Raw genomic sequence first — 22,365 nt, 5'->3', positions numbered from 1 at the left:
TAGGGGAGCGTTGATCCGTGTCGATTCTGGAAAAGGTCCTTAGCGCCGGCGAGGGCCGTATGGTGCGCCGGCTCAAGGCCATCGCCGCTGCCGTCAACTCGATCGAGGACGACTACGTCAACCTCACCGACGACGAGCTGCGCGGCCTGACGGAGCAGTACAGGGAGCGGCTCGCCGATGGCGAGACCCTTGACGACCTGCTGCCGGAGGCGTTCGCGACGGTACGGGAGGCGGCGGCCCGGGTGCTCGGGCAGCGGCCGTACGACGTCCAGGTGATGGGCGGCGCGGCGCTGCACTTCGGCAACATCGCCGAGATGAAGACCGGTGAGGGCAAGACCCTGACCTCGGTCATGGCGGTCTACCTCAACGCGCTGTCCGGCAAGGGCGTGCACGTGGTCACGGTCAACGACTACCTGGCCCAGCGTGACGCCGCCTGGATGGGCCGGGTGCACGAGTTCCTCGGGCTCACCATCGGCGTGGTGCTGCCCAACCGGCCCGCCTCCGAGCACCGCGCGGCGTACGAGTGCGACATCACCTACGGCACCAACAACGAGTTCGGCTTCGACTACCTGCGCGACAACATGGCCTGGTCGCGGGACGAGCTGGTCCAGCGCGGCCACAACTTCGCGGTCGTCGACGAGGTCGACTCGATCCTGATCGACGAGGCCCGGACGCCGCTGATCATCTCCGGCCCGGCCGAGCACTCCGCCCGCTGGTACCAGGAGTTCGCCGGCGTGGTGGCCCGGCTCCAGCCCGGCACCGACGGCGAGGGCGACTACGAGGTCGACTACGCCAAGCGGACCATCGCAATCACCGAGCGCGGGGTGGCCAAGGTCGAGGACCGGCTCGGCATCGACAACCTCTACGAGTCGGTGAACACGCCCCTGGTTGGCTACCTGAACAACGCGATCAAGGCCAAGGAGCTCTACAAGCGCGACAAGGACTACATTCTCAGCGAGGGTGAGGTCCTGATCGTCGACGAGTTCACCGGCCGCATCCTGCACGGTCGCCGCTACAACGAGGGCATGCACCAGGCGATCGAGGCCAAGGAGGGGGTGGAGATCAAGCAGGAGAACCAGACCCTGGCCACCATCACCCTGCAGAACTACTTCCGCCTCTACGAGAAGCTCTCCGGCATGACCGGTACCGCCCAGACCGAGGCGAGCGAGTTCAACAAGGTCTACAAGGTCGGCGTCGTGACCATCCCGACGCACCGGCCGATGGTCCGGCAGGACCGCCCCGACGTCATCTACAAGACCGAGCGGGCCAAGTTCAACGCCGTGATCGAGGACATCGCCGAGCGGCACGAGAAGGGCCAGCCGGTGCTGGTCGGCACGGTCTCGGTGGGGAATTCCGAGATCCTCTCCCAGCTGCTGCGCCGCCGCGGCATCCCGCACTCGGTGCTGAACGCGAAGTTCCACGCCAAGGAGGCGGAGATCGTCGCCCAGGCCGGCCGCAAGGGCGCGGTCACCGTCGCCACCAACATGGCCGGCCGTGGTACGGACATCCTGCTCGGCGGCAACGCCGAGTTCCTCGCCGCCAACGAGTTGAGCCAGCGTGGCCTCGACCCGGTGGAGAACGAGGAGGAGTACGCCAAGGCGATGGAGGAGGTCCTGCCCGCCTGGAAGCAGGCCTGCGAGACCGAGGCCGAGGAGGTCGCCGAGGCCGGCGGCCTGTACGTGCTGGGCACCGAGCGGCACGAGTCCCGGCGGATCGACAACCAGCTGCGCGGTCGCGCCGGCCGGCAGGGCGACCCGGGCGAGTCCCGGTTCTACCTGTCGCTGCAGGACGAGCTGATGAAGCGCTTCCGGGCCGGCGCGGTCGAGGCGGTGATGGAGCGCTTCAACATCCCGGAGGATGTGCCGATCGAGTCGAAGATGGTCACCCGCCAGATCAAGAGCGCGCAGGCCCAGATCGAGGGCCAGAACGCCGAGATCCGCAAGAACGTCCTGAAGTACGACGAGGTGCTCAACAAGCAGCGCCAGGTGATCTACGCCGAGCGGCTGCGCGTACTCAACGGCGAGGACCTCTCCGACCAGGTCCGCAACATGATCGACGACGTCATCACCGCGTACGCCACCGGCGCCACCGCCAGCGGGTACGCCGAGGACTGGGATCTGGAGCAGCTCTGGTCGAGCCTCAAGCAGCTCTACCCGGTGGGCACCACCATCGAGGAGATGGAGGAGGAGGCCGGCGGCTCCCGGGCCAGCATCGACGCCGACTTCCTGCTCGCCCAGCTCAAGGAGGACGCGCACGCCGCGTACGACCGGCGCGAGGAGCAGCTCGGCGAGGAGGCGGTACGCCAGCTGGAGCGGATGGTGCTGCTTCAGGTCATCGACCGCAAGTGGCGCGAGCACCTCTACGAGATGGACTACCTCCAGGAGGGCATCAGCCTCCGGGCGTACGCCCAGCGCGACCCGGTCATCGAGTACCAGCGCGAGGGCTTCGACATGTTCGCCACCATGATGGATGGCATCAAGGAGGAGACGGTCGGCTTCCTCTACAACCTGGAGGTGCAGGTCCAGGAGCCGGAGGCCGAGGAGGTCCAGCTGCTGGAGAAGCCCGTCGAGATCCGGGCCAAGGGTCTCCACCGCGCGCCGCAGCAGCAGGGCCTGCAATACTCCGCTCCCACCATCGACGGCGAGGCCGGCCAGGGTGCGGTGGCCGTGGAGCGGCCCGAGCAGGAGGCACCCGCCCTCGGCGTCGGCCGTACGGACACCCCGGGCCTCCCCGGCACGCCGCGGCGTCCGGTGCCCGCGGGGGCGAGCGGTCAGGCCGCCGCGGCCCGCGCCGCCGGCCGGCGGCCCGCCCCGGGTGAGGCCGAGGCCGGCAACGGTCCGTCCCGCAACGCGCCCTGCCCGTGCGGCTCCGGCCGCAAGTACAAGCGCTGCCACGGCGCGCCCAACGGCGGCGCCTGATCCCGACGCGGGGCCCCGCCCCGCCGATTCGGCAACGACGAGAGCTGCGGTCCTTCGGGGCTGCGGCTCTCGCCGTCCCGGACCGGAGCCGGTCCCCGCATCTCGCCCGACCCCCGGCCTCCGGCCCCGTCCGGCAATGACCGACTCCGTCCCCTTCCGGCAATGATCGACTCCGTCCCTGCCCGGCAATGATCGACTCCGTTTGCGGCATGTCGCGGTGTCAGAGCGTCCCTGATGCCGCAACATGCCGCAAACGGAGTCGATCAAGCGGGCCGGGTCGCCGGTCGATCAAGCGGGCCGGGTCGCCGGTCGATCAAGCGGGCCGGGCCGCCGGTCGGGGCGTGGGCGGGTCGTTGATCAGAGCACCTGGAGGGCGGTGCAGAGCCAGCCGCCCCGGCGGTGTTCCAGGCGTACCGCCAGGGCCCAGCTGCGGCCCGCGCCGGCGAGCACCGCGGCGGCCTCGACCGCCGCCGTCCGTGGCTCGCAGACCCGCAGCCGGCGCAGGTGCAGGGCGGGTCGGGCCGACCGGCGCCGGAGCGGGCCGGTACGGGCCGACGCCCGGGCCAGTTGCTCGGTCACCTCGGTGGCCCGTCCCGGCTCGACCAGGGACCGGAGCTGCCCGGGCGGGCGGTAGCCGTTGAGGATCTCCAGGAAGGTGGCGACGAACCGTTGGGCGGCACGGGTGGCCTCGGGCGTGGCGGTGGCGAGGGCCCCCGGCGGTGGGCCGGAGGGCCGTGGCGGCCCGGGGCGGGACTCGTGCCGCCGGCCGGGTGGGCGGCCGGCGGGTTGGTGCGCCGCACCGAAGAGGTCGAGGACGAGCTGGCCGGTGGGGCGGGGCCAGAGGTCCGGTGACTCGTCGACGTAGGGCGGGTCGCTGACGGGGGCCGGGCGCAGCCGGACCGGGGGCCGGGAGGGCCTGGGACGGCGGGAGTCGACCATTGTGCTCACCCCTGGATCATTGCGTTTGCCTTCGTTTGCCTCCGACAAGCTCCAATCTTCGGGCATGGCGGTGCCGGGCGTCAATGCCCTCCGGGTCGTGGTGGTTACTCGGGGTCGCGGTCGGTGAGCGGGTTGCCGCGTACCCAGTCGGCGGTCTCGGCGTACTTGCGCTGGATGTACTCCTCCAGCTGGGCGCGCTCGACGCGCCACTGACCGCGTCCACCGATCTTGATCGCGGGCAGTTCCCCGCTGCGTACCATGTGGTAGACCTGCGAGTCCGACACGTTCAGCTCGGTGGCCACGTCGGAGAGCAGGAGAAACCTCGGCTCCACGGATAACCCCCGGTGTTGGCGTTGTTTGCCTCAGTTTGCCACCGCCGGCCGCGCCCGCCCAGCACCACCCGGCCCCACCGGCGCGGTGCGGCAACTTCCACTGCGACGGTGCGCGGTGTATGACGGTCTCGGCGTACGGCATGATCGGCGCCCGGGACCGGCAGACCAGCCGGTCCGCGAATGATCGGGGGATACGACGGTGAGCGACGAGCTGGTCCGGGTGTACGTCCCGGCGACCGTGCCGATGCTGGCCCGGCTGCGGGAGCAGGGGCTGTCGGCCGCGGAGGCGCACGCCGTCACCCCCGCCCTGCGCGAGTGGTACGCCGAGGGCGACGAGGAGGAGCTGGAGTACGTCGCGTTCACCCGCGCCGCCCAGGACGCCCTCCAGCTGCTGCGTGAGGACCCGGCCGCGCCCCGGCGCCGGGTGGTGGTCTCGGTGGACCTGCCCCCCTCGGCGGTCGGCCGGGGCGACGGGGACCTCGGCTCCAGCACGGTGCGGCTCGACCAGCCGGTGCCGGTGACGTCGGTGGCCGCGCTGCACGTGGACGGGGCGGAGGCGGTGGACGACGTGGCCGCGGCCGTCGAGGTGGTCGCCGAGGCCCTCGCGAGCGACCCGGACGCCCAGTTCACCGTCGACAGCGCCGAGGACCACGAGCTGGAGTGGTACGACCCCTCCGAGCTGGACGTGCTGCTCCGCGCCGCCTCCTGACCCGGTCCAGGCCCGGGCGGCAGCGGGACTTCCCGCCGCCCGCCGGCCCGGGAGGGCGGCCTCAGTCCTCGACCGTCGCCGGCTCGTCGTCGTCGCGCGGCGCCGGGCCGAGGGTGCGGCCGAAGGCGACCAGCGCGGCCAGCGCCCCCACGAAGAGCACCCAGATGCCGTTGTCCACCCGGGAAGTGCCGAGGCTGGTCTGGGCGACCGCGTCCGCCTCGCTCAGCGCGCCGGCCAGGTCGAGCAGGGTCCGGCCGCCGACCCGGATGATCACCTCGGCGAGCAGCAGGAGCAGGCCCGGCCCGGCCCCGGCGACCAGGTACGCCGGCCAGCGCAGCGCGGCCGTCCCCGGGTCGCGGCGCACCGCCCGGCGGCGGGCCCAGGTCAGATAGCCGAAGGCGAGCAGTCCGGCGAGCAGTCCGGCGAGTAGTGACTCGGTGCGGGAGACCCACTTCGCGGCGCTCACCAGCGAGGCCTGGGAGCCGTCGGCGCCGAAGAGGTCGAACAGCGGGTCGCGGGCCCGGCTGAACGCCACCACGAAGAGCAGGGTGCCCAGGGCGGCGGTGACGACGGCGCCGACCGGGGCGGCGTCGCGGGCGCCGGCCAGCGCCCCGCCGATGATGGCCGCCGCGGCGCTGGTGCCGGCGATCGTGTTGGTGGTCGCGTTGTCGGCGTAGGTCAGGTTGATCGCGACGGCGGCGGCGAGCCCGACCAGCAGGCCGGTGCCGACCGCCACCACGAAGCGCAGGGTGGCCCGGTCGCTGCCCCGCCGGGCCAGCAGCCCGGTCGCCGCCAGGGCGACCGAGGCCCCGGCCACCAGCGCGGCCGAGATGACCCCGGGCAGGGCGAAGGCGGAGAGGCTGATCGCGGTGAGGCCGGCCGCGGCCGAGGTGATCGCCTCGTGGGTCGACCACAGCATCGCCGCCAGCCAGCCGACCGCCAGCAGGGCCAGCACGGGCGCGCCGGGGGCGCGCGCCGGGCGGGGGGCCTCGGCCGCCGGCGCGACCTCGTCGGCCGGGTCGGTGGTGTCCGGCTCCGCGGCCGTCGAGCTGCCGGGCTGCTTGCTCATCGTCTCCCCTTCGACGGGCGCCCGACCACAGCGGCGGGCCGGGGCAGGTCACCGGCCATCCAGCGTACGCGCCCGGCCCTGCCGGCCCCGCGCGCCCGCTCCCGCGCCGCCGGCCTGCGTTCCTTCGGCCGGGCCTGGCATTCGGGTACGGATCGCCGCCCGGCCCGGACCCGAACCTGTCGATCAGTGGTTTCGGGGCGGGCGGGGCGCGATCGACGGGGAGGGGGCGTGGGAGAATCGCCGGAGGTCCCGCCACCGCGACGCCTCACCCGCGCGGTGCCCGGCCTCCGGCCGTCCGGTCGGTGCCCGCGGGTCCGATTTCGCCACCGCTGTCGAGATCGCACAGGAGCCTGTGATGGACGCCGTGTTCTCCGTACCCGAGCCGCACAACGAGCCGGTACGCACCTACGAGCCGGGCAGCGCCGACCGGGAGCGGCTTCAGCGGCGGCTGACCGAGCTCGCCGCCGAGCGGATCGACCTGCCGATGACCATCGCCGGCGAGCAGCGGATGGCCGGCGGCGCGTCGATCGACGTGGTCCAGCCGCACAAGCACGCCCACGTGCTCGGCGTCACCGGCCACGCCACCCACGACGACGCCCGCGCCGCGGTCAAGGCCGCCAAGGACGCCGCGCCGATGTGGCGGGCGCTGCCGTTCGAGGAGCGGGCGGCGATCTTCCTGCGCGCCGCCGAGCTGCTCGCCGGCCCCTGGCGGGACACGCTGAACGCCGCCACCATGCTCGGCCAGTCCAAGACCGCCGTCCAGGCGGAGATCGACGCGGCCTGCGAGTTCATCGACTTCCTCCGGTTCAACGTGCACTTCGCCCGCAAGCTGCTCGAAGAGCAGCCGATGTCCTCGCCGGGGGTGTGGAACCGGTTCGACCACCGCCCGCTCGAAGGTTTCGTCTACGCGGTCACCCCGTTCAACTTCACCGCGATCGCCGGCAACCTGCCCTCGGCGCCGGCCCTGCTCGGCAACACCGTGGTCTGGAAGCCGGGCCCGACCCAGCAGTTCGCCGCGCACTTCACCATGCGGCTGTTCGAGGCGGCCGGCCTGCCGCCCGGCGTGATCAACATGGTCACCGGGCGCGGCGAGGAGGTCTCCGACGTCGTGCTCGCCGACCCGGACCTGGCCGGCATCCACTTCACCGGCTCCACCAAGGTCTTCCAGCACCTGTGGCGGACCGTCGGCGAGAACATCGCCGCCTACCGGGGGTACCCGCGCCTGGTCGGCGAGACCGGTGGCAAGGACTTCGTGGTCGCCCACCCCAGCGCCGACGTCGACGCCCTGCACACCGCGCTGATCCGCGGCGCGTACGAGTACCAGGGCCAGAAGTGCTCGGCGGCCTCGCGGGCGTACGTGCCGCGGTCGCTGTGGGAGGGTGGGCTGCGTGACCGGCTGGCCGCCACCGCGGACTCGCTGACCTACGGCGACGTCACCGACTTCAGCAACTTCGGTGGCGCGGTGATCGACGACAAGGCGTTCAGCCGGCACACCGCCGCGCTGGAGCTGATCGCTGGCGACGACACCTGCCGGGTCCTCGCCGGCGGCACCGCCGACGACTCGGTCGGCTACTTCGTCCGCCCCACGCTCTTCGAGTGCAGCGACGCCGCGCACGAGACCTTCACCACCGAGTACTTCGGCCCGATCCTCGGCGTGCACGTCTTCGACGACGCCCGTTTCGACGACGTGGTCACCCAGGCCGAGTCGATCGCCCCGTACGCGCTGACCGGGTCGATCTTCGCGACCGACCGGCGGGTGGTCGACGCGGTCGCCGAGCGGATGCGGTACGCGGCCGGCAACTTCTACATCAACGACAAGCCGACCGGCGCGGTGGTCGGGCAGCAGCCCTTCGGCGGCGCCCGGGCCAGCGGCACCAACGACAAGGCGGGCTCCTGGCACAACCTGGTCCGCTGGATGTCGCCGCGGACGATCAAGGAGACGTTCGTGCCGCCGACCGACCACAGGTACCCGCACATGGGCTGAGCCGGCGACGGCCGCCGGTGGCGCGCGCAGCGTCATCGGCGGCCGGGCCGCGCCGCTGGCCCCGCGGGGGGTGCCGACCCGGCCGTCCGGTGGGCCCGGGCCGCCGTCCGGCCGGTAGGCATCGATAGTCCTGGCAGCACTGTCGTCCGCCGACAGTGCACATTGGAAATCCTCCCGGGTGGCAAAAAAGGGAAATCCTGGACGCCGTGTCGGCAAAGTGGCAGCTTAGAGGGCATGGCGGAATCCGGAGTCAACCCCACCGCGGCGGCCCTGCTGGGGCTGCTGCACGAGGGCCCGATGACAGGCGGCCAGCTGATGGCCGCCGCTGAGCGCCGACTGGCGCCGTACTGGTCGATGACCCGCAGTCAGGTCTACCGCGAGTTGCCGGTGCTGGCCGAGCGGGGTTTCGTGCGGCTGGGCAAGCCCGGGCCGCGGATGAGCCAGCCGTACGGGATCACCGCGAGCGGGAAACGGACATTTTCCCGCTGGCTGGCGGAGAACCCGGGGCGGGACACCATCCGCAACCCGATCGCCCTGCGGATCGCCTTCGGCAACCTACACTCGGCGAGCCAGCTGAAGAACCTGTACGCCTCGGCCAACGAATACCACACCGAGGCCCTGGCGCACGTCCGTGAGCAGGTGAAGAACGCCAAGAAGGAGGGCGAGAACTACGACGCCAGTGCGTTGGAGTTCGCCGTCGCCTACCACAAGGCGGCGCTCTCCTGGCTGAAGACCGCCCCGGTCGGCTGATCATCTGCCCGGGTCGGCGGTGTGACGTGAGCGGACCGCCGCACGCACAGTACGCTTGTCTGTCGTGACCGCTGCCGATTACGCCGAACAGCTCAAGGAACTCGACGCGACCCTGCGCAACATCGAGGCCGTGCTCAACCTCGACCGCCTGCACGAGGAGAAGGCCCGGCTCGAGGAGCAGGCGTCCGCGCCCGACCTGTGGGACGACCAGGCGAAGGCGCAGCAGGTGACCTCGCAGCTGTCGTACGTCAACAGCGAGATCGGCAAGCTGGGCAGTCTCCGCTCCCGGCTCGACGACGCCGGTGTCCTGCTGGAGCTGGCCGAGGACGAGTCCGACCCGGGGGTGCTCTCCGAGGTCGAGACGGAGATCGCCGGGCTGGGCAAGGCCATCCAGGAGATGGAGGTCCGCACCCTGCTCTCCGGCGAGTACGACTCCCGGGAGGCGCTGGTCGCCATCCGGGCCGGCGCCGGCGGGGTGGACGCGGCCGACTTCGCCGAGATGCTGCTGCGGATGTACCTGCGCTGGGCCGAGCGGCACGGCTACCCGACCGAGGTCTACGAGACCTCGTACGCGGAGGAGGCCGGCCTGAAGTCCGCCACCTTCACGGTCAAGGTCCCGTACGCCTACGGCACCCTCAGCGTCGAGTCGGGCACCCACCGGCTGGTCCGGATCAGTCCCTTCGACAACCAGGGCCGCCGGCAGACCAGCTTCGCCGGGGTCGAGGTGCTGCCGGTGGTGGAGCAGACCGACCACATCGACATCCCCGAGAACGAGATGCGGATCGACGTCTACCGCTCCTCGGGCCCGGGTGGGCAGAGCGTCAACACCACCGACTCGGCGGTCCGGATCACCCACATCCCCACCGGCATCGTGGTGACCTGCCAGAACGAGAAGTCCCAGCTGCAGAACAAGGCCTCCGCGCTGCGGGTGCTCCAGGCCCGGCTGCTGGAGCGCAAGCGGCAGGAGGAGCAGGCCAAGCTTCAGGGCCTCAAGACGGAGGCCGCCGGCTCGTGGGGCGACCAGATGCGCTCCTACGTGCTGCACCCGTATCAGATGGTGAAGGATCTCCGAACCGAGCAGGAGACCGGCAATCCGTCCTCCGTGTTCGACGGTGAGCTGGACAGCTTCATCGAGGCCGGCATCCGTTGGCGCAAGCAGCAGCAGCTCGCCGGCGACGCTGCGTGATCAAGCGTGGGCGGAGCGCGTCCTCGATCTCCTGGTGAACGGGGGAATCGATGACGCGCCTCGCACAGGTGGGGCGTAGGACTTGGCTTAGCGGTTACACCGCGTAGACTCACCACCCGTGATTCAGCTTGAGCAAGTGACGAAGACGTACCCGAAGGCGTCCCGGCCTTCGCTCGACAACGTGTCCGTCTCGATCGAGAAGGGCGAGTTCGTCTTCTTCATCGGTCCATCAGGCTCCGGCAAGTCCACGATCATCAAGATGCTGCTGCACGAGGTCAACCCGAACAAGGGCCGGGTCGTCGTGAACGGCAGGGACGTCACCGCGATGCGCTCCTGGAAGCGACCCCACTTCCGGCGTTCGATCGGCTGCGTCTTCCAGGACTTCCGGCTGCTGCCGAACCGCACCGCGTACGAGAACGTGGCGTTCGCCCTCGAGGTGATCGGCAAGACCAAGGCGGTCGCCCGCCGGGTCGTGCCCGAGGTGCTGGAGCTGGTCGGGCTCGGTGGCAAGGAGCACCGCTACCCACACGAGCTCTCCGGTGGTGAGCAGCAGCGCGTGGCCGTCGCCCGGGCGTTCGTGAACCGTCCGCTGATCCTGCTGGCGGACGAGCCGACGGGAAACCTGGACCCGGACACCTCGATCGAGATCATGCGCCTGCTGGACCGGATCAACCGCACCGGTACGACCGTCGTGATGGTCACGCACGACTCCAACATCGTGAACCAGATGCGCCGTCGCGTCATCGAGATCGAGAGCGGCCGCATCGTGCGCGACCAGGCCCGCGGCGTCTACGGGTGACCCGGCGCTCCACCCCTGCCGTACACCCTGACGACGAACACCTCATGCCGGAGAGCCGGAGGAACACCCGATGCGGATGAAATACGTCCTGTCCGAGGTACTGGTCGGACTGTGGCGCAACGTCACCATGTCCATCGCCATGATCATCACCATGGCGGTGTCGCTGTTCATGCTCGGCGCGGCCGGCCTGCTGTACCAGAAGGTCGGCGACATGAAGGACCTCTACTACGAGAACGTCCAGGTCTCCATCTTCCTGGCGACCGACGCCAGCGACCAGCAGCGCAACGACCTGGACGCCAAGCTCAAGAGCGACCCCCTGGTCAAGGACGTCTTCTACGTCAACAAGGACGAGGCGTACAAGCGCTTCCAGGAGATGTTCGCGGACGCGCCCGACCTGCTCAACGCGGTCAAGGCGGACAGCCTCCCGTCGTCGTTTCGGATCACGCTGAACAACCCGGAGCAGTACAAGAGCATCTACGACCATTACAAGGACACCGAGGGGGTCGACGAGATCGTCGACCAGAGCCGGCTGCTGGACAAGGTCTTCGGCGTCCTCACCAGCATCCAGACCTTCGCGCTGGCCATCGCGGTGTTCATGGCCGCCGCCGCGCTGCTCCTGGTGGCGAACACCATCCAGGTCGCCGCGTACAGCAAGCGGCGTGAGGTCGCGGTCATGAAGCTGGTCGGCGCCTCCAACTGGTTCATCCAGGCGCCGTTCGTGCTGGAGGCCGTGGTCGCCGGTCTGATCGGTTCGATCCTCGCCCTGGTGTTCATGGCGGCCGGGAAGTACTTCGGTGGCAGCGGTTCGCTGTCCGCCCTGGAGGGCCTGATCACGCCGGTCTCCTGGGGCGACATCTTCCTGATGTTCCCGCTCATGGCCGGCATCGGCGCCCTGTTCAGCGCGGTCACCGGCTGGATCACGCTCCGCTTCTACCTGCGGGTCTAGTTGCCCGACGGCTCTGCCAGGGGCCCTTCCGCGCCGGAATAAACGGCGCGGGAGGGCCCTTGTGTCTCGGGTAGCATGATCTCCGCCCTGCGGCCGGTCGCACCGGTCGTGGGTAACCCGGGAAGGGGGTGGCGCCGGTGCCACGGGAACAGGGTCGCAAGGTGGTCGCCTCCAACAAGAAGGCGCGCCACGACTACGCCATCCTCGACACGTACGAGGCGGGCATGGCGCTGACCGGCACCGAGGTCAAGTCGCTGCGGGCCGGTCGGGCCTCCCTGGTCGACGCGTTCGCCCAGGAGCGCAACGGCGAGCTCTACCTGCACGGCATGCACATCCCGGAGTACACCCAGGGCACGTGGACCAACCACGAGCCCCGGCGTACCCGCAAGCTGCTGCTCAAGCGGTTGGAGATCGACCGGCTGATCGGCAAGACCCGCGAGGGCGGGCTGACCATGGTGCCGTTGCAGGTCTACTTCTCCGACGGTTGGGCGAAGGTGGAGATCGCCCTGGCCAAGGGTAAGAAGTCGTACGACAAGCGTCAGGACCTCGCCAAGCGGGACGCGGACCGGGAGATCGCCCGGGTGTCCGGCCGGCGCGGCAAGGGCATGAACGATTGATTTGTCGTTTTTGTCCGGGCCGATGATCGGGGCCGGGGCTCGGGATGAATCCGGTTGCGGCAGGCGTTAGTCTTGATGGAGCCGCCACCAGGGCGGCCGACCGAGGGGGTGACTGGTTTCGACTTCGTACGTTGCGGCAGGGGAAGCGAGCCGAGGAAGCCGACGTCGTCTCGAGAATCGTTCGTCGGAAACCAATAAGCGCCAAGAACAATCGCGCTGACTTCGCTCTCGCCGCCTGAGGCGAGTAGTGAGTCTGTCGGCCTGGGAACGCCTTCGTCCCAGTCAGCCGGCATCAGCTAGGAGGCTGGCCAACCGGACCCGGTCGCGGGGTCCGTGCGGCGAGATCAATCAGCGACTGGGCCCGTCACACCAACTCGCTCGCGTGAGCGGTGGGGCCGAGTAGAGGCATAGCGAGCTGCGCTCGGAGAAGCCCTGACAAACCGGCGAAGGACCCGGGTTCGATTCCCGGCACCTCCACCACCTCATGTGCGCCCCGGTCCACCTGGACCGGGGCGCACAGTCGTATCCAGGTGTTGACGCCGCGCCTAGGCTGCCCCGTGTGAACAACGAGAAGCTGCGGCTCTCTGTGGCCGTACCGACCGGGCAGCGCGTCTTCGCCGCCATGGTCGGGCTGCTCTTCGGCGTCGTCGCCACGGCCTTCGTGCTGCTGCCGCTGCTCGCGGACGGGATGACTCGTCGGATGCTCGGCACCGACGACCCGCTCACCTCGTACCAGAACGGCCGGGACCTCCCGCCGGAGCTGCTCCCTCCCGAACTGCGCGAGCCGTCGACCACCGGACTCGGCGCGGGTCGGTTCATCGGGCTGTGCGGGGTGCCGTTCGCGCTGCTCGGGCTCTACCTCGTGCTCCGGGTACTGCGTACCGCGGCATGGCTGGAGGGCACCCGGGTCACGGTGCGGGCTGCCTTCGGGGCCCGCACGGTCGACCTGGCAGATGCCGACATCACCGCCGGCAGGCTGACCTTCCGGGACGCCAACGCCGGCCCCGATCACGTCCATCAGGTGCCGACCCTCGTCGCCCGCGACCGGGTGACCGGTCGTACGGTGACCGTCCCGCTGCGTGGGGCGGGGCCGGCCACGCTCCCGCCGCACGAGCTGCGGGCGCTCGCCGACGCGATGTCCACCGGTCGCCCCACCGATGGGCGGGACGGCGATGTGCACGTCCTCGCCGGGCAGCTCCGGGCGATGGCGGCCAACCCGCTCGGCCTCTGAGGCTGGTGGGACCGGTGGTGCGCACGGGACCAATGAGGCCTTCCCGCCCCCTGGACAGGCCGTGAGCTGCGGGTCCACCATCGCTGTACGCGGTAGCGCACGCAGCGCGGGAGGTGCCCATGGTCACGGGTCCGATCCAGCAGCCGTCCGTCGCCCCGCCGGCGGTCCGTCCGCCCGCCGCGCGCCGGCCCGTCTCGCCTGGCGACCTGCCCGCCCTGGCCCGGGCGCTCGCCGTACCGCCGGGGGAGCCGCGCTGGTGCGAGCGGGTCATCGTCCACCTCGCGCCGGTCCGCCGGGGCTTCGCCGAACACGTCCGGATCACCGAGGGGCCGGCCGGCCTCTACGCGGAGGTGCTCGCCCAGGCGCCCCGGCTGCACCGCGGCGTCCGGCTGCTCACCCGGGAGCACGCGGCCATCGTCGCGGCGCTCGCCGAGCTCCAGCGCGCCGTCGAACGGCCCGGGGTGTGCCCCGAGGAGCTGTGCCGGCGTACCGACGAGTTGCTGCGGGCGCTGTCCCGGCACCGGCAGCGCGGCGCGGACCTGCTCTGGCAGGCGTACCAGACGGATCTCGGCGGGGAGACCTGACCAGCGGGAACCGGCCCGTGACGGGTGGCGTCCAAGCGGTATGCGTCGGCTTCTCGCCCTGCTGGGCCTGCCCCTGGTGATCACCGCGGCCGGCTGCGCACCGGCCGGCTCCGACCCGGCCGGCGGGCCGTCCGCCACCAGCCCGGACCACCGCCGGGAGGCGTTCGACCAGCGGGCCGCGGAGGTCGCCGGGGCCTGGCGTCCCGGGCCGGACTGGCGGACCGGGTACGTGCCGTTGCAGGACCAGACGGTCCTCGTCGGCGACCCCGACTTCACCGCCGACACCGAGACCGCCTTCCGCGCCGGCTGGTACCGCGACCAGATCGAGGTGCCGGACACCCGCCCGGCCGACGGCACGATCCGGTTCCCCGACGGCACGATGACGACGCCGCTGATCAGCGCCGCCGAGGCGTACCGGCAGCTGGACCAGGGCGACCCGCCGCCGTGCGAGGGGCGGCCGAAGATGCCCGCCGCGACTGTCGAGCCGGGCCCGGACGAGCCGGTCTCCCACCCGGTCGCCACCGCCTGCGTCCCGCTCACCGTCACCGCGGTCACGCTCGGCACCGCGCCGGTCCGCACCAGCCGGGGCCTGGCCGACGTGCCGGCCTGGCTGCTCACCGTGGAGGAACTGGCCGTCCCGGTCGCCCGGGTCGCCGTGGCGCCGCAGTCGGTCACCCCGGTGCCCGAGCCGACGGCGCCGGCCCGGCCGGCCCCCGCCGACGTGGTGGGCGCCGCCGGCGTGGTGGGCGCCGAGCACACCGAGCGGGTGGACGGGACGCGGCTGACCTACGTGCTCGGGGTGGGCGCCTGCGACACCGGGATCACCCCGCTGGTGCAGGAGCACGAGGACGCGATCGTGGTCGGCGGCGGGGTCGTCCGGGCCACCGGCGTCTGCACCGACCAGCTCAAGCTGGAGCCGGTCACGGTCACCCTGTCCGCGCCGCTCGGCGGCCGGCCGGTGCTCGACGTGCTCACCGGCAGGGTGCTGACCGAGCAGGCCGGCTGACGGTCAGAGGATCCGGGGCACCTCGGTGCTGATCGGCGCCGGGAGCACCGTCGGGCCGTCGGCGCGCAGCGCGCCGGCCAGCGCGTCGGGCAGCTCGTCCGGCGTGCCGACGACCCTGGTGGCGCAGCCGTAGCCCTGAGCGATCGCGGTGATGTCCAGCCCGGGCAGGTCCAGCCCGGGCACGCCCGGCGTGTGCTTCAGCTCGGCGAACGACTTGAGGATCGCGTACTGCCGGTTGACCGGCACCAGCACGACGACCGGCAGGCGCAGGCGGGCGGCGGTCCAGAGCGCCTGCACCGAGTAGTGGAACGAGCCGTCGCCGATCACCGCGACCACCGGCCGGCCCCGACCGGTGTCCCGCTCGGCCAGGGCGATGCCGACCGCCGCCGGCAGGCCGTACCCGAGCCCGCCGCTGGCCATGGTGAAGTACGACGCCGGCCGGACCACCGGCAGCCGGCGGCGCAGCGCGGCCAGGTTGGACGGTGACTCCTGGACCAGCACCCCGTCGGTCGGCCAGCAGGCCCCCAGCGCGGCGAAGAGCGCGTCCGCGTCCGGCGGGCCGGTCGACTCCGGCGGTGCCGCCGCCGGCCGTGGTTCCGGCGTCGGCCGGTCGGCCGCCGGCAGCAGATCCAGCAGCGCGGCGAGGGTCAGCCCGGCGTCTCCGAGCAGGCTGTCCCCGACCGGTGCCCGGGCGGCCTCGTCCGGGTCGTCGGTGACGTGCAGCAGCCTGGTGCCGTCGGGCAGGTGCGCGCCGGGGATGTGCGGGTAGTACCGGAACACCGGCGCGCCGACGACCAGCACGGTGTCGTGCCCGCGCAGCTTCTCGGCCAGCGGCGCGATCGCGAAGGGCAGCACGCCCCGGTAGTGCGGATGCCGCTCCGGGAACGCGGCCCGCTCCGGCGCGGGGGCCGACCAGACGGGCGCGGCCAGCCGCTCGGCCACCGCCACCGCCGCCGGCCAGGCCGCGGCCCGGTCCACCGCCGCGCCGAACACCAGCACCGGCGAGCGGCTGGCGGCCAGCAGCGCGGCGAACTCCCGCAGCCGCCGGGGATCGGGCCCGAAGCGGGTGGCCACGGTACGGACCTGGGGCGGCGGGTCCGCCGGCTGGTCCCAGTCGTCCAGCGGCAGGGAGAGGAAGACCGGCCCCGCCGGTGGCTGGGCGGCGGTCGCGTACGCCCGCATGACCGCCGCCGGGATGTCCTGCGCGCGGACCGGCTCGTGGCTCCACTTCACGTACGGCTGGGGCAGCTCGGTCGGATGGCGGTTGGCCAGCCGGGGCTCCAGCAGCAGCATCTCCCGGCTCTGCTGGCCGGCGGTGACGATCAACGGGGTCCGGTTGTGCCAGGCGGTGACGAGGTTGCCCATGCCGTTTCCGGTGCCCGGGGCGGTGTGCAGGTTGACGTGCGCCGGGCGTCCGGTGGCCTGCGCGTACCCGTCGGCCATCGCCACCGCGGACGCCTCCTGCAGGGCGTGCACGTAGCGGAAGTCCGCCGGGAAGTCCTGCAGGAAAGGTTGCTCGGTGGAGCCGGGGTTGCCGAAGACGGTGGTCAGACCGAGAGCACGGAGCAACTCGTACGTGGTCTCCCGGACGGTCGCCATCGCCCCCTGCCTCCGTGTCCCGGCGCGTGCCGGCGCCCGCCGGACGCCCACCGTGAACGGGCTGCCGACCTGCCGAATCTATCCGGGGCAGGTGGACAAGTCGGGTGGTTTGCCGCTTACCGCGCCTGGCATACCCGGCCGGGGGCGCTGCTCAGGGCAGCGGGAAGGGGGTCTTGATGCCGTCCACGGAGTGCCCGCACGGGCAGTCCCGGTCGGTCGGCAGCGCGCCCACCGCGTCCAGCAGCACCCCCCGCAGCCGGTCGGTGTTCTCGGCGAAGACCCGGAACACCTCCTCCTGGGTGACCGACTCGCCGGCCTGCACACCGGCGTCCAGGTCGGTGACGAGCGCGATCGAGGTGTAGCAGAGGGCCAGTTCGCGGGCGAGCACCGCCTCCGGGTGGCCGGTCATGTTGACCACCGTGCCGCCCATCGAGGCGTGCCAGCGGGACTCGGCGCGGGTGGAGAAGCGCGGGCCCTCGACCACCACCACCGTGCCGCCGTCCATCGCCGCCACGTCCCGGCCGGCCGCCGCGGCCAGCAGCGTACGCCGCCCGACCGGGCAGTACGGATCGCCGAAGGGCACGTGCACCGCGCCCCGGTCGTAGTAGGTCTGGATCCGGCCGCTGGTCCGATCGATCAGCTGGTCGGGCACCACGAAGGTGCCCGGGCCGAGCTCCGGCCGGAGCCCGCCCACGGCGCACGGGGCGAGGACCTGGCGTACCCCGAGCGACCGCAGTGCCCACAGGTTGGCCCGGTATGGGATCAGGTGCGGCGGATACCGGTGGTCGCGGCCGTGCCGGGGGAGGAAGGCCACCGGCCGGCCGCCCACCTCCGCGACGGTGACCGCGTCCGAGGGAGCCCCGTACGGCGTCTCGACCACGTGCTCGGTGGCGCCGTCGAGCAGCGCGTACAGCCCCGACCCGCCGATCACCGCGATGTCCGCCGTCGGACCCATCGACCCTCCCTCGTTCCCGCTCGATCACCCGCCGGTCAGACCTTAACCAGCGCCCCGGGCGCAAGCTATCGTGCCAGACATGGCGGTGACAGCGCGGATGGCCGACGGCGACCGGTCCCACGACCCGGCGCGCGGCTGACGGTGTCCGAGATGCAGGAGGAGGGACGGGCGATCGGCGGTCGAGCCATGGAGTCCATGACCGGGCGGCTGCTGGTCGCGACCCCGGCCCTCAAGGATCCGAACTTCGACCGCACGGTGGTGCTCCTGGTCGCCCACGAGGCCGGAGGGGCGCTCGGCGTGGTGCTCAACCGGGCGACCGAGGTGCCGGTGGCCGACGTGCTGGGTGACTGGAGCGACCTGGCCCGCCACCCCGCGGTGCTCTTCGAGGGCGGCCCGGTGCAGCCGGACTCGGCGATCTGCCTGGCCCGGATGCGGCACCCGATGCGCCGGCTGAAGGGCTTCCAGCAGATCTCCGGCGCGGTGGGCACCGTCGACCTGTCGGCCGACCCGGAGAAGCTGCGTGACGGCATCGGCGGCATCCGGGTCTTCGCCGGCTACTCCGGGTGGGGTTCCGGGCAGTTGGAGCAGGAGATCGAGGACGGCTCCTGGTTCGTCTTCGACGCGCTGCCGGGCGACGCCTTCGTCGACCGGCCGGACGACCTGTGGCAGATGGTGCTGCGGAGGCAGGGCGGGATGATGGCGGCGGTCGCCCATTTCCCGCCCGACGTGGCGCTGAACTAGGCGCGGCGGGGTCGGACCCCCGCGAGATGACCATGCCAGCCGGCGTGTGTATAGTTCTCTGCGTGCCCGGGACACCGGGGACGACAGCAAGGGGCCGTGGCGCAGCTGGTAGCGCACCACACTGGCAGTGTGGGGGTCAGGGGTTCGAGTCCCCTCGGCTCCACTTGCGTTTTCGCAGGTAAACCGGCATCAGTCATCGACTGGTGTCGGTTTTTTGCGATCAGCCGCCGTGCAGACAGCTGCCGGCGCACTACGAAACCCGCCGACGCACGGCTGAAACCGTCACGACTGGCCCCCGAGCAGCGTGAATGCGGTTCGGGTTCTGCCCCATCGGGTCCACTCCATGACATGATCTCGCTGCTGACCTGCGCCTTTGCGGTTCGTGTGAGCGGGCGGCAGCTCCATTAGGCTGCGGTGCGCGAACCGAACGGATGTGCCCACCGATCGGCTGACGTTGGCGTGGTTACGCGTGGCCGCCTACGGTCACCGTGCCGATGGTCAACTGTGGTCTGCCTTCCAGGATCTCCCCGATACGGTCTGCCTGGTCGTCGAGATCCCGGCGCTCGGCGACGGTGAGCGTGGTCAACGGTTCGACCGTGATGTGCAGCGTGCGTCCGGAGCGGCGGAGGTGCCAGATCCCGGCAACGGTGCCGTCGATGAGCAGTACCGGAAAGTTGCCGGCTTGGCCACCGGAGAGCGCGCGTTGCGCGGCAGGTCCGGGGAAGAGCTGCTCGCGCGGGTGGCAGCCGACGGTGTAGGCGTCGAAGTACGGCAGTAGCCGTACCCCGCGCGATGGCACGGGTGCTGGCGCGGTGTCGCCGGCCGAGACCCAGGCGACCGTGCCGGCGACGTTGACCTGTTGCAGTTCGTCGGCGAGGGAGTCGAACAACTGGGTCGCCCAGCGGCGAGGCGCGGACAGCCACTGCGCGAACTGCTGCGGTGTTGCCGGCCCGTACGCGTGCAGATAGCGCCGGACCAGGCCGGCGAGGGCGTCGGGTGCCGGTGCGGGCTGGAATCCTGGCCGCCACCGTTGCGGGCTGGTGTAGGTGACCTTTCGTCCACGGTTCGGGCCGAAACAGAGTGCCCCACGGTGTGCGGCAAGGTGTATCGCCTGTCGCCAGCGCGGCCACATGCCGCCGAACCCGGGCACGACCGGGTCGGCGGCCCAAGGGCCGGTGCGGGCGACCACCGCCGCGGTGAGCTCGTCGATGGTCAGTTCCGCGTCGGCCAGTGCCTCCGCGATCGCCGAGACGACCTCGTCGGTCTGGTCTCTGGTCAGCCGCGCGTCGGCGGGCAGGCTGTTCGAGGACGGTGGCAACGCGCCGAGCGCGCCGGTCCACAGCGGTAGATCACGCGTCGGCAGTAGGTGCACGGTGCCGCGCGGCCCGAACGTCTTGACCAGGCTGCGTTCCTTCCACAATGCGTCTCGAACGTCGTTGCGGGTGGTGCCGGCTACGCGCAACCCGATGGACACCTCAGCGGCGGAGAGCACTTGAGCGTGCGCGCCGCACATAGCGGCAACGGCATCGGCTGGCCGGCCGTGTACCGGAGCGGACAGCCCGTGCCGGTCGAGCCGCCGACCCCATACATCGGGCCAGGACAGCCGCGGCGCCATCGTCGAAAGGTTGGTCATCGAGCACGTCTCCCCGGCGTCGTGGTTCGGGTGGGCGTTCCCAGGCTTCGGATGACCTCGGAACGTGCCGTCTCGTCGCCCGGATCGGGCGGCCGGGCGTCGAGACGGCTAGCGTGGCTGGGTGCGGTCAGCGGAGCTTACGGAAAAACTCGCACGTCGCCGACGAGGAGGTCGGGTGCTTCCAGGGCGGCGAAGTGGCCGCCGCGGCTGAACTCGGTCCAGTGCACCACGTTGTGGTCGCGTTCGGCGAGGGGCCGGATGGTGATGTCGTTGGGGAACACCGCCACCCCGGTCGGTACTGAAGAGCGTGGCTGGGCCTGGCCCCAGGTGCGGGCGTCTTCGTAGTAGAGGCGGGCGGCGGATCCGGCGGTGCCGGTCAGCCAGTAGACCGAGACGTCCTTGACGGGCGCTTCTCGTCCGATGCGGAGGCCGGTGCCTTCCTCGCCTACAGCAGCGATCGCGCCACACTGGACGACCTGGCCGTCCGGCTGCATGCGGTTGCGGCCGACGGCAGTCGTGTGCGGCAACTCGTGGAACTCGCCAAGACTCACGGCTTCGAGTTCGACGACTGAACCGGCAGGATCCGCCGCTGCATCCTGAATATTCTTCGGCACTACCGGGCGGCTTCGAACGCCCGGCCAACGGCAGATCCGGATGCTGCTGGGTGGTGTTGATCAGTCCGACGTGAAGTTCCACTGCATGGGTAGGGAACTGTTGCAGAGGGCGCGGGTGAAGTCGTTGTCTCGCACGATGTTGCGCTCGCCGCAGGTGGGACAACGACGGAAGACGACCTTGTCGGTGAAGTTGCCGGGATGCCGTACAAGCGGTCGAGCGCCCTACCCACGGCAGGCCAGGAGTCAATGCCGTTCAGATAGGAGCCTTCGGGCAGGCCAGCGTGGGTGTGGGTGGGCCGGAGTGGCGGATGATCTGGTCACCAACATCGCCGCCGCCAAGCGTCACCACGCCCGCGCCAGCACCCGCCCGCTGGCCCTACTCGGCATCACCTGACGACTTTGCCGCGGCCTTGGCTGGGTGCTTGCCGCCCCCGGATCGTATGGGCCATCGACGTCCGCCATGCCGCCGAAGGTGTCCGCCACCCAAGATGAATTTAGCTCAAGATTCCCTCAAGGATCGAGATGGTTGATGACGGCCCGTGTGCGCCTCGACTAACTTCCTGGCACGGCAAGAAAGTAGAGCAGCCCTTAACCCGATCCCTGGCCGGACATCCAGTCCTGGCCGACAACAACCACCGTGGCAATCCGGAGGCGATCGTCTTCTATTGCAAGAACCGCGACGGCGGTCCACCACCGATCTGCGCGTAGCTCAATCCCCCGCCCCCACCGTCTTGAAGGAGACCTTCCATGTCAGTTCGAAACTTCATGCGCGCCTTGACGGCGCTCGTCGGAGGCATCTCAATCGTGATGGCGGCTTCTTCTCCGGCCGCTGCTATCACCTATGAAAAGAATATCGGTACCAAAACCATGGTAGGGCCCAGCTACTGGCAATCAGGATATTGGTTCCAGGGCGCCGAGCGCACTAGCAACAATCTCGGAGTATTCCAGGCGAACGGCGACAAGTGGTGGGTCCTCGATAACATAAAGGACGGAAAGTCGGTCGTTGTGGTCTGGTACAACTATCGGAATGGGTCGCTCATTCGAACGGGCGAGTGCAAGAACAACCACGGCGCTCCATCATGGGCGGTCTGCGACAAGGATTACTACGAAGACAGCACCCTTTGGGCCAAGACCTGCCTTTATGACTCCGCCACAGGAAAGTACGACCCGTGCAATGTAGCTGGCTGGGAGTTCCGGGTAAGCGACGCGAAGGTTCTCTGAAGCCGGCCCATTCCGGCAGCCTTGGCACAGGCCGGCCAGCAGGATCGGGTAGCCGGAGGGAGTTTCGCCCCTCCGGCTCCCACATCACCGTGATCGCCACCATCCTCGACCCACATGAAGTGTCCGCCAATGGACGATGGCTGACGCCAACAGTCACTTTCGGTGACGAGCGCTTCGCGGCATGAGCGTGCGTCGGGGCGCGTTGTCACAAACCGATAGGTCGGTAGCTCAATGCCGCGTCGACGATGGCCCGGGGCGACGCGTTGGCCAGCTCCGGTGGCGGCCAGAAGATCAGATCGGTGACTCGTGGGTGCAGGACGTTGGTGTCCAGCAGCAGAACGTAGTAGTCGATGTCGTCGTCGGCTGCCTGTATCCGGCGGACAATCTCGATCAGCTCGTCGCGGGTGACGTGGGCGACCTTCGGCGTTGCGGGTCGGGCACGGCCCCGGCGTTGTTCCGGCTTGAGGCGTTCTGTCCAGGTTAAGGACCGGACGGGGCTGGAGTTGTGGGACGAGCGCGGCTTCTGATGATC

The 22,365-nt window shown here is 70.8% G+C and carries 21 protein-coding genes, 1 tRNA gene and 1 other RNA gene; 15 read left to right on the top strand and 8 right to left on the bottom strand.

The genetic code is table 11. The annotated features are described in order from the left end of the window. The first annotated feature begins 17 nt into the window (after nucleotides 1–17). Nucleotides 18–2,918 carry a preprotein translocase subunit SecA gene (gene secA / locus ABZ807_RS26465; RefSeq protein ID WP_357163358.1) on the top strand — a complete coding sequence of 967 codons (2,901 nt, stop codon included), beginning with the start codon at nucleotides 18–20 and terminating at the stop codon, nucleotides 2,916–2,918. A 357-nt stretch (nucleotides 2,919–3,275) separates the two neighbouring features. On the opposite strand, the gene ABZ807_RS26460 is transcribed toward secA, so the two are convergent. Together ABZ807_RS26460 and ABZ807_RS26455 are read right to left on the bottom strand one after the other, a co-directional pair. Next, nucleotides 3,276–3,857 (bottom strand): Rv3235 family protein, encoded by a 582-nt coding sequence (locus tag ABZ807_RS26460; RefSeq protein ID WP_357163449.1) that lies wholly within the window; start codon nucleotides 3,855–3,857, stop codon nucleotides 3,276–3,278. 104 nt (nucleotides 3,858–3,961) lie between these two features. After that, complete coding sequence (locus ABZ807_RS26455; RefSeq protein WP_357163355.1) at nucleotides 3,962–4,189, bottom strand: helix-turn-helix domain-containing protein; 228 nt, start codon at nucleotides 4,187–4,189, stop codon at nucleotides 3,962–3,964. A gap of 199 nt (nucleotides 4,190–4,388) precedes the next feature. Here ABZ807_RS26455 and ABZ807_RS26450 point away from each other — a divergent pair, with 199 nt between their 5' ends. Continuing rightward, nucleotides 4,389–4,898: a hypothetical protein gene (locus ABZ807_RS26450; protein WP_357163352.1), complete on the top strand. Its 510-nt coding sequence runs from the start codon at nucleotides 4,389–4,391 to the stop codon at nucleotides 4,896–4,898. Between the two features lie 61 nt (nucleotides 4,899–4,959). Here the strand turns inward: ABZ807_RS26450 and ABZ807_RS26445 are convergent, their stop codons facing one another. Further along, the gene (locus tag ABZ807_RS26445) at nucleotides 4,960–5,967 is read right to left on the bottom strand and encodes a hypothetical protein (RefSeq protein WP_357163349.1); all 1,008 of its coding nucleotides are present in this window, start codon (nucleotides 5,965–5,967) and stop codon (nucleotides 4,960–4,962) included. A gap of 355 nt (nucleotides 5,968–6,322) precedes the next feature. On the opposite strand from ABZ807_RS26445, the gene pruA reads away from it, so the two are divergent. From pruA to ABZ807_RS26395, 10 genes are all read left to right on the top strand, one after another. Next, nucleotides 6,323–7,951: an L-glutamate gamma-semialdehyde dehydrogenase gene (pruA, locus tag ABZ807_RS26440; RefSeq protein ID WP_357163346.1), complete on the top strand. Its 1,629-nt coding sequence runs from the start codon at nucleotides 6,323–6,325 to the stop codon at nucleotides 7,949–7,951. A gap of 234 nt (nucleotides 7,952–8,185) precedes the next feature. Beyond that, nucleotides 8,186–8,701: a PadR family transcriptional regulator gene (locus ABZ807_RS26435; protein ID WP_357163343.1), complete on the top strand. Its 516-nt coding sequence runs from the start codon at nucleotides 8,186–8,188 to the stop codon at nucleotides 8,699–8,701. A gap of 64 nt (nucleotides 8,702–8,765) precedes the next feature. Beyond that, a complete protein-coding gene (gene prfB / locus ABZ807_RS26430; RefSeq protein WP_357163340.1) occupies nucleotides 8,766–9,887 on the top strand; it encodes a peptide chain release factor 2 in 1,122 nt (373 codons plus the stop codon). A 118-nt stretch (nucleotides 9,888–10,005) separates the two neighbouring features. Continuing rightward, on the top strand, nucleotides 10,006–10,686 hold the full coding sequence (gene ftsE, locus ABZ807_RS26425) for a cell division ATP-binding protein FtsE (protein WP_357163337.1): 681 nt from the start codon (nucleotides 10,006–10,008) through the stop codon (nucleotides 10,684–10,686). Nucleotides 10,687–10,756: 70 nt separating this feature from the next. Beyond that, complete coding sequence (ftsX, locus tag ABZ807_RS26420) at nucleotides 10,757–11,632, top strand: permease-like cell division protein FtsX (protein WP_357163334.1); 876 nt, start codon at nucleotides 10,757–10,759, stop codon at nucleotides 11,630–11,632. Nucleotides 11,633–11,769: 137 nt separating this feature from the next. Continuing rightward, on the top strand, nucleotides 11,770–12,249 hold the full coding sequence (smpB, locus tag ABZ807_RS26415) for an SsrA-binding protein SmpB (protein WP_357163330.1): 480 nt from the start codon (nucleotides 11,770–11,772) through the stop codon (nucleotides 12,247–12,249). A 104-nt stretch (nucleotides 12,250–12,353) separates the two neighbouring features. Next, nucleotides 12,354–12,729: a transfer-messenger RNA gene (ssrA, locus tag ABZ807_RS26410) on the top strand. A gap of 79 nt (nucleotides 12,730–12,808) precedes the next feature. Continuing rightward, complete coding sequence (locus tag ABZ807_RS26405; protein ID WP_357163327.1) at nucleotides 12,809–13,480, top strand: hypothetical protein; 672 nt, start codon at nucleotides 12,809–12,811, stop codon at nucleotides 13,478–13,480. A gap of 119 nt (nucleotides 13,481–13,599) precedes the next feature. Beyond that, nucleotides 13,600–14,064: a hypothetical protein gene (locus ABZ807_RS26400; RefSeq protein ID WP_357163324.1), complete on the top strand. Its 465-nt coding sequence runs from the start codon at nucleotides 13,600–13,602 to the stop codon at nucleotides 14,062–14,064. Between the two features lie 40 nt (nucleotides 14,065–14,104). Continuing rightward, nucleotides 14,105–15,070: a hypothetical protein gene (locus tag ABZ807_RS26395; protein ID WP_357163321.1), complete on the top strand. Its 966-nt coding sequence runs from the start codon at nucleotides 14,105–14,107 to the stop codon at nucleotides 15,068–15,070. 3 nt (nucleotides 15,071–15,073) lie between these two features. On the opposite strand, the gene mdlC is transcribed toward ABZ807_RS26395, so the two are convergent. Continuing rightward, a complete protein-coding gene (gene mdlC / locus ABZ807_RS26390) occupies nucleotides 15,074–16,669 on the bottom strand; it encodes a benzoylformate decarboxylase (RefSeq protein ID WP_357163318.1) in 1,596 nt (531 codons plus the stop codon). A gap of 151 nt (nucleotides 16,670–16,820) precedes the next feature. Beyond that, nucleotides 16,821–17,624 (bottom strand): S-methyl-5'-thioadenosine phosphorylase, encoded by an 804-nt coding sequence (locus tag ABZ807_RS26385; protein WP_357163315.1) that lies wholly within the window; start codon nucleotides 17,622–17,624, stop codon nucleotides 16,821–16,823. 150 nt (nucleotides 17,625–17,774) lie between these two features. Between ABZ807_RS26385 and ABZ807_RS26380 the strand changes: the two genes are divergently transcribed. Continuing rightward, nucleotides 17,775–18,365 carry a YqgE/AlgH family protein gene (locus ABZ807_RS26380; RefSeq protein ID WP_350800170.1) on the top strand — a complete coding sequence of 197 codons (591 nt, stop codon included), beginning with the start codon at nucleotides 17,775–17,777 and terminating at the stop codon, nucleotides 18,363–18,365. Nucleotides 18,366–18,455: 90 nt separating this feature from the next. Next, nucleotides 18,456–18,528, top strand: a tRNA-Ala gene (locus tag ABZ807_RS26375). A 300-nt stretch (nucleotides 18,529–18,828) separates the two neighbouring features. Here ABZ807_RS26375 and ABZ807_RS26370 read toward each other — a convergent pair. Next, on the bottom strand, nucleotides 18,829–19,998 hold the full coding sequence (locus ABZ807_RS26370; RefSeq protein WP_357163310.1) for a winged helix DNA-binding domain-containing protein: 1,170 nt from the start codon (nucleotides 19,996–19,998) through the stop codon (nucleotides 18,829–18,831). Nucleotides 19,999–20,135: 137 nt separating this feature from the next. Continuing rightward, nucleotides 20,136–20,612: a hypothetical protein gene (locus tag ABZ807_RS26365; RefSeq protein WP_357163307.1), complete on the bottom strand. Its 477-nt coding sequence runs from the start codon at nucleotides 20,610–20,612 to the stop codon at nucleotides 20,136–20,138. A 747-nt stretch (nucleotides 20,613–21,359) separates the two neighbouring features. On the opposite strand from ABZ807_RS26365, the gene ABZ807_RS26360 reads away from it, so the two are divergent. After that, nucleotides 21,360–21,833: a hypothetical protein gene (locus tag ABZ807_RS26360; RefSeq protein WP_357163304.1), complete on the top strand. Its 474-nt coding sequence runs from the start codon at nucleotides 21,360–21,362 to the stop codon at nucleotides 21,831–21,833. A 205-nt stretch (nucleotides 21,834–22,038) separates the two neighbouring features. On the opposite strand, the gene ABZ807_RS26355 is transcribed toward ABZ807_RS26360, so the two are convergent. After that, nucleotides 22,039–22,365, bottom strand: a 327-nt coding sequence (locus ABZ807_RS26355) for a hypothetical protein (protein ID WP_357163301.1), incomplete at its 5' end; no start/stop codon positions are given.

The organism is Micromonospora sp. NPDC047548, assembly GCF_040642975.1.
Lineage (GTDB): Bacteria > Actinomycetota > Actinomycetes > Mycobacteriales > Micromonosporaceae > Micromonospora.
Note: the sequence above shows the minus strand (reverse complement) of the source record. Positions and strands in the feature narration are given on the sequence as shown.

Coding starts and splice junctions, on each gene's coding strand:
- ABZ807_RS26435 (WP_357163343.1), top strand. CDS start 8,186: ATGGCGGAATCCGGAGTCAACCCCACCGCGGCGGCCCTGCTGGGGCTG.
- ABZ807_RS26400 (WP_357163324.1), top strand. CDS start 13,600: ATGGTCACGGGTCCGATCCAGCAGCCGTCCGTCGCCCCGCCGGCGGTC.
- ABZ807_RS26360 (WP_357163304.1), top strand. CDS start 21,360: ATGTCAGTTCGAAACTTCATGCGCGCCTTGACGGCGCTCGTCGGAGGC.
- ABZ807_RS26370 (WP_357163310.1), bottom strand. CDS start 19,998: ATGACCAACCTTTCGACGATGGCGCCGCGGCTGTCCTGGCCCGATGTA.
- ABZ807_RS26395 (WP_357163321.1), top strand. CDS start 14,105: ATGCGTCGGCTTCTCGCCCTGCTGGGCCTGCCCCTGGTGATCACCGCG.
- ABZ807_RS26460 (WP_357163449.1), bottom strand. CDS start 3,857: ATGGTCGACTCCCGCCGTCCCAGGCCCTCCCGGCCCCCGGTCCGGCTG.
- ftsX (WP_357163334.1), top strand. CDS start 10,757: ATGCGGATGAAATACGTCCTGTCCGAGGTACTGGTCGGACTGTGGCGC.
- ABZ807_RS26385 (WP_357163315.1), bottom strand. CDS start 17,624: ATGGGTCCGACGGCGGACATCGCGGTGATCGGCGGGTCGGGGCTGTAC.
- ABZ807_RS26445 (WP_357163349.1), bottom strand. CDS start 5,967: ATGAGCAAGCAGCCCGGCAGCTCGACGGCCGCGGAGCCGGACACCACC.
- pruA (WP_357163346.1), top strand. CDS start 6,323: ATGGACGCCGTGTTCTCCGTACCCGAGCCGCACAACGAGCCGGTACGC.
- mdlC (WP_357163318.1), bottom strand. CDS start 16,669: ATGGCGACCGTCCGGGAGACCACGTACGAGTTGCTCCGTGCTCTCGGT.
- ABZ807_RS26380 (WP_350800170.1), top strand. CDS start 17,775: ATGCAGGAGGAGGGACGGGCGATCGGCGGTCGAGCCATGGAGTCCATG.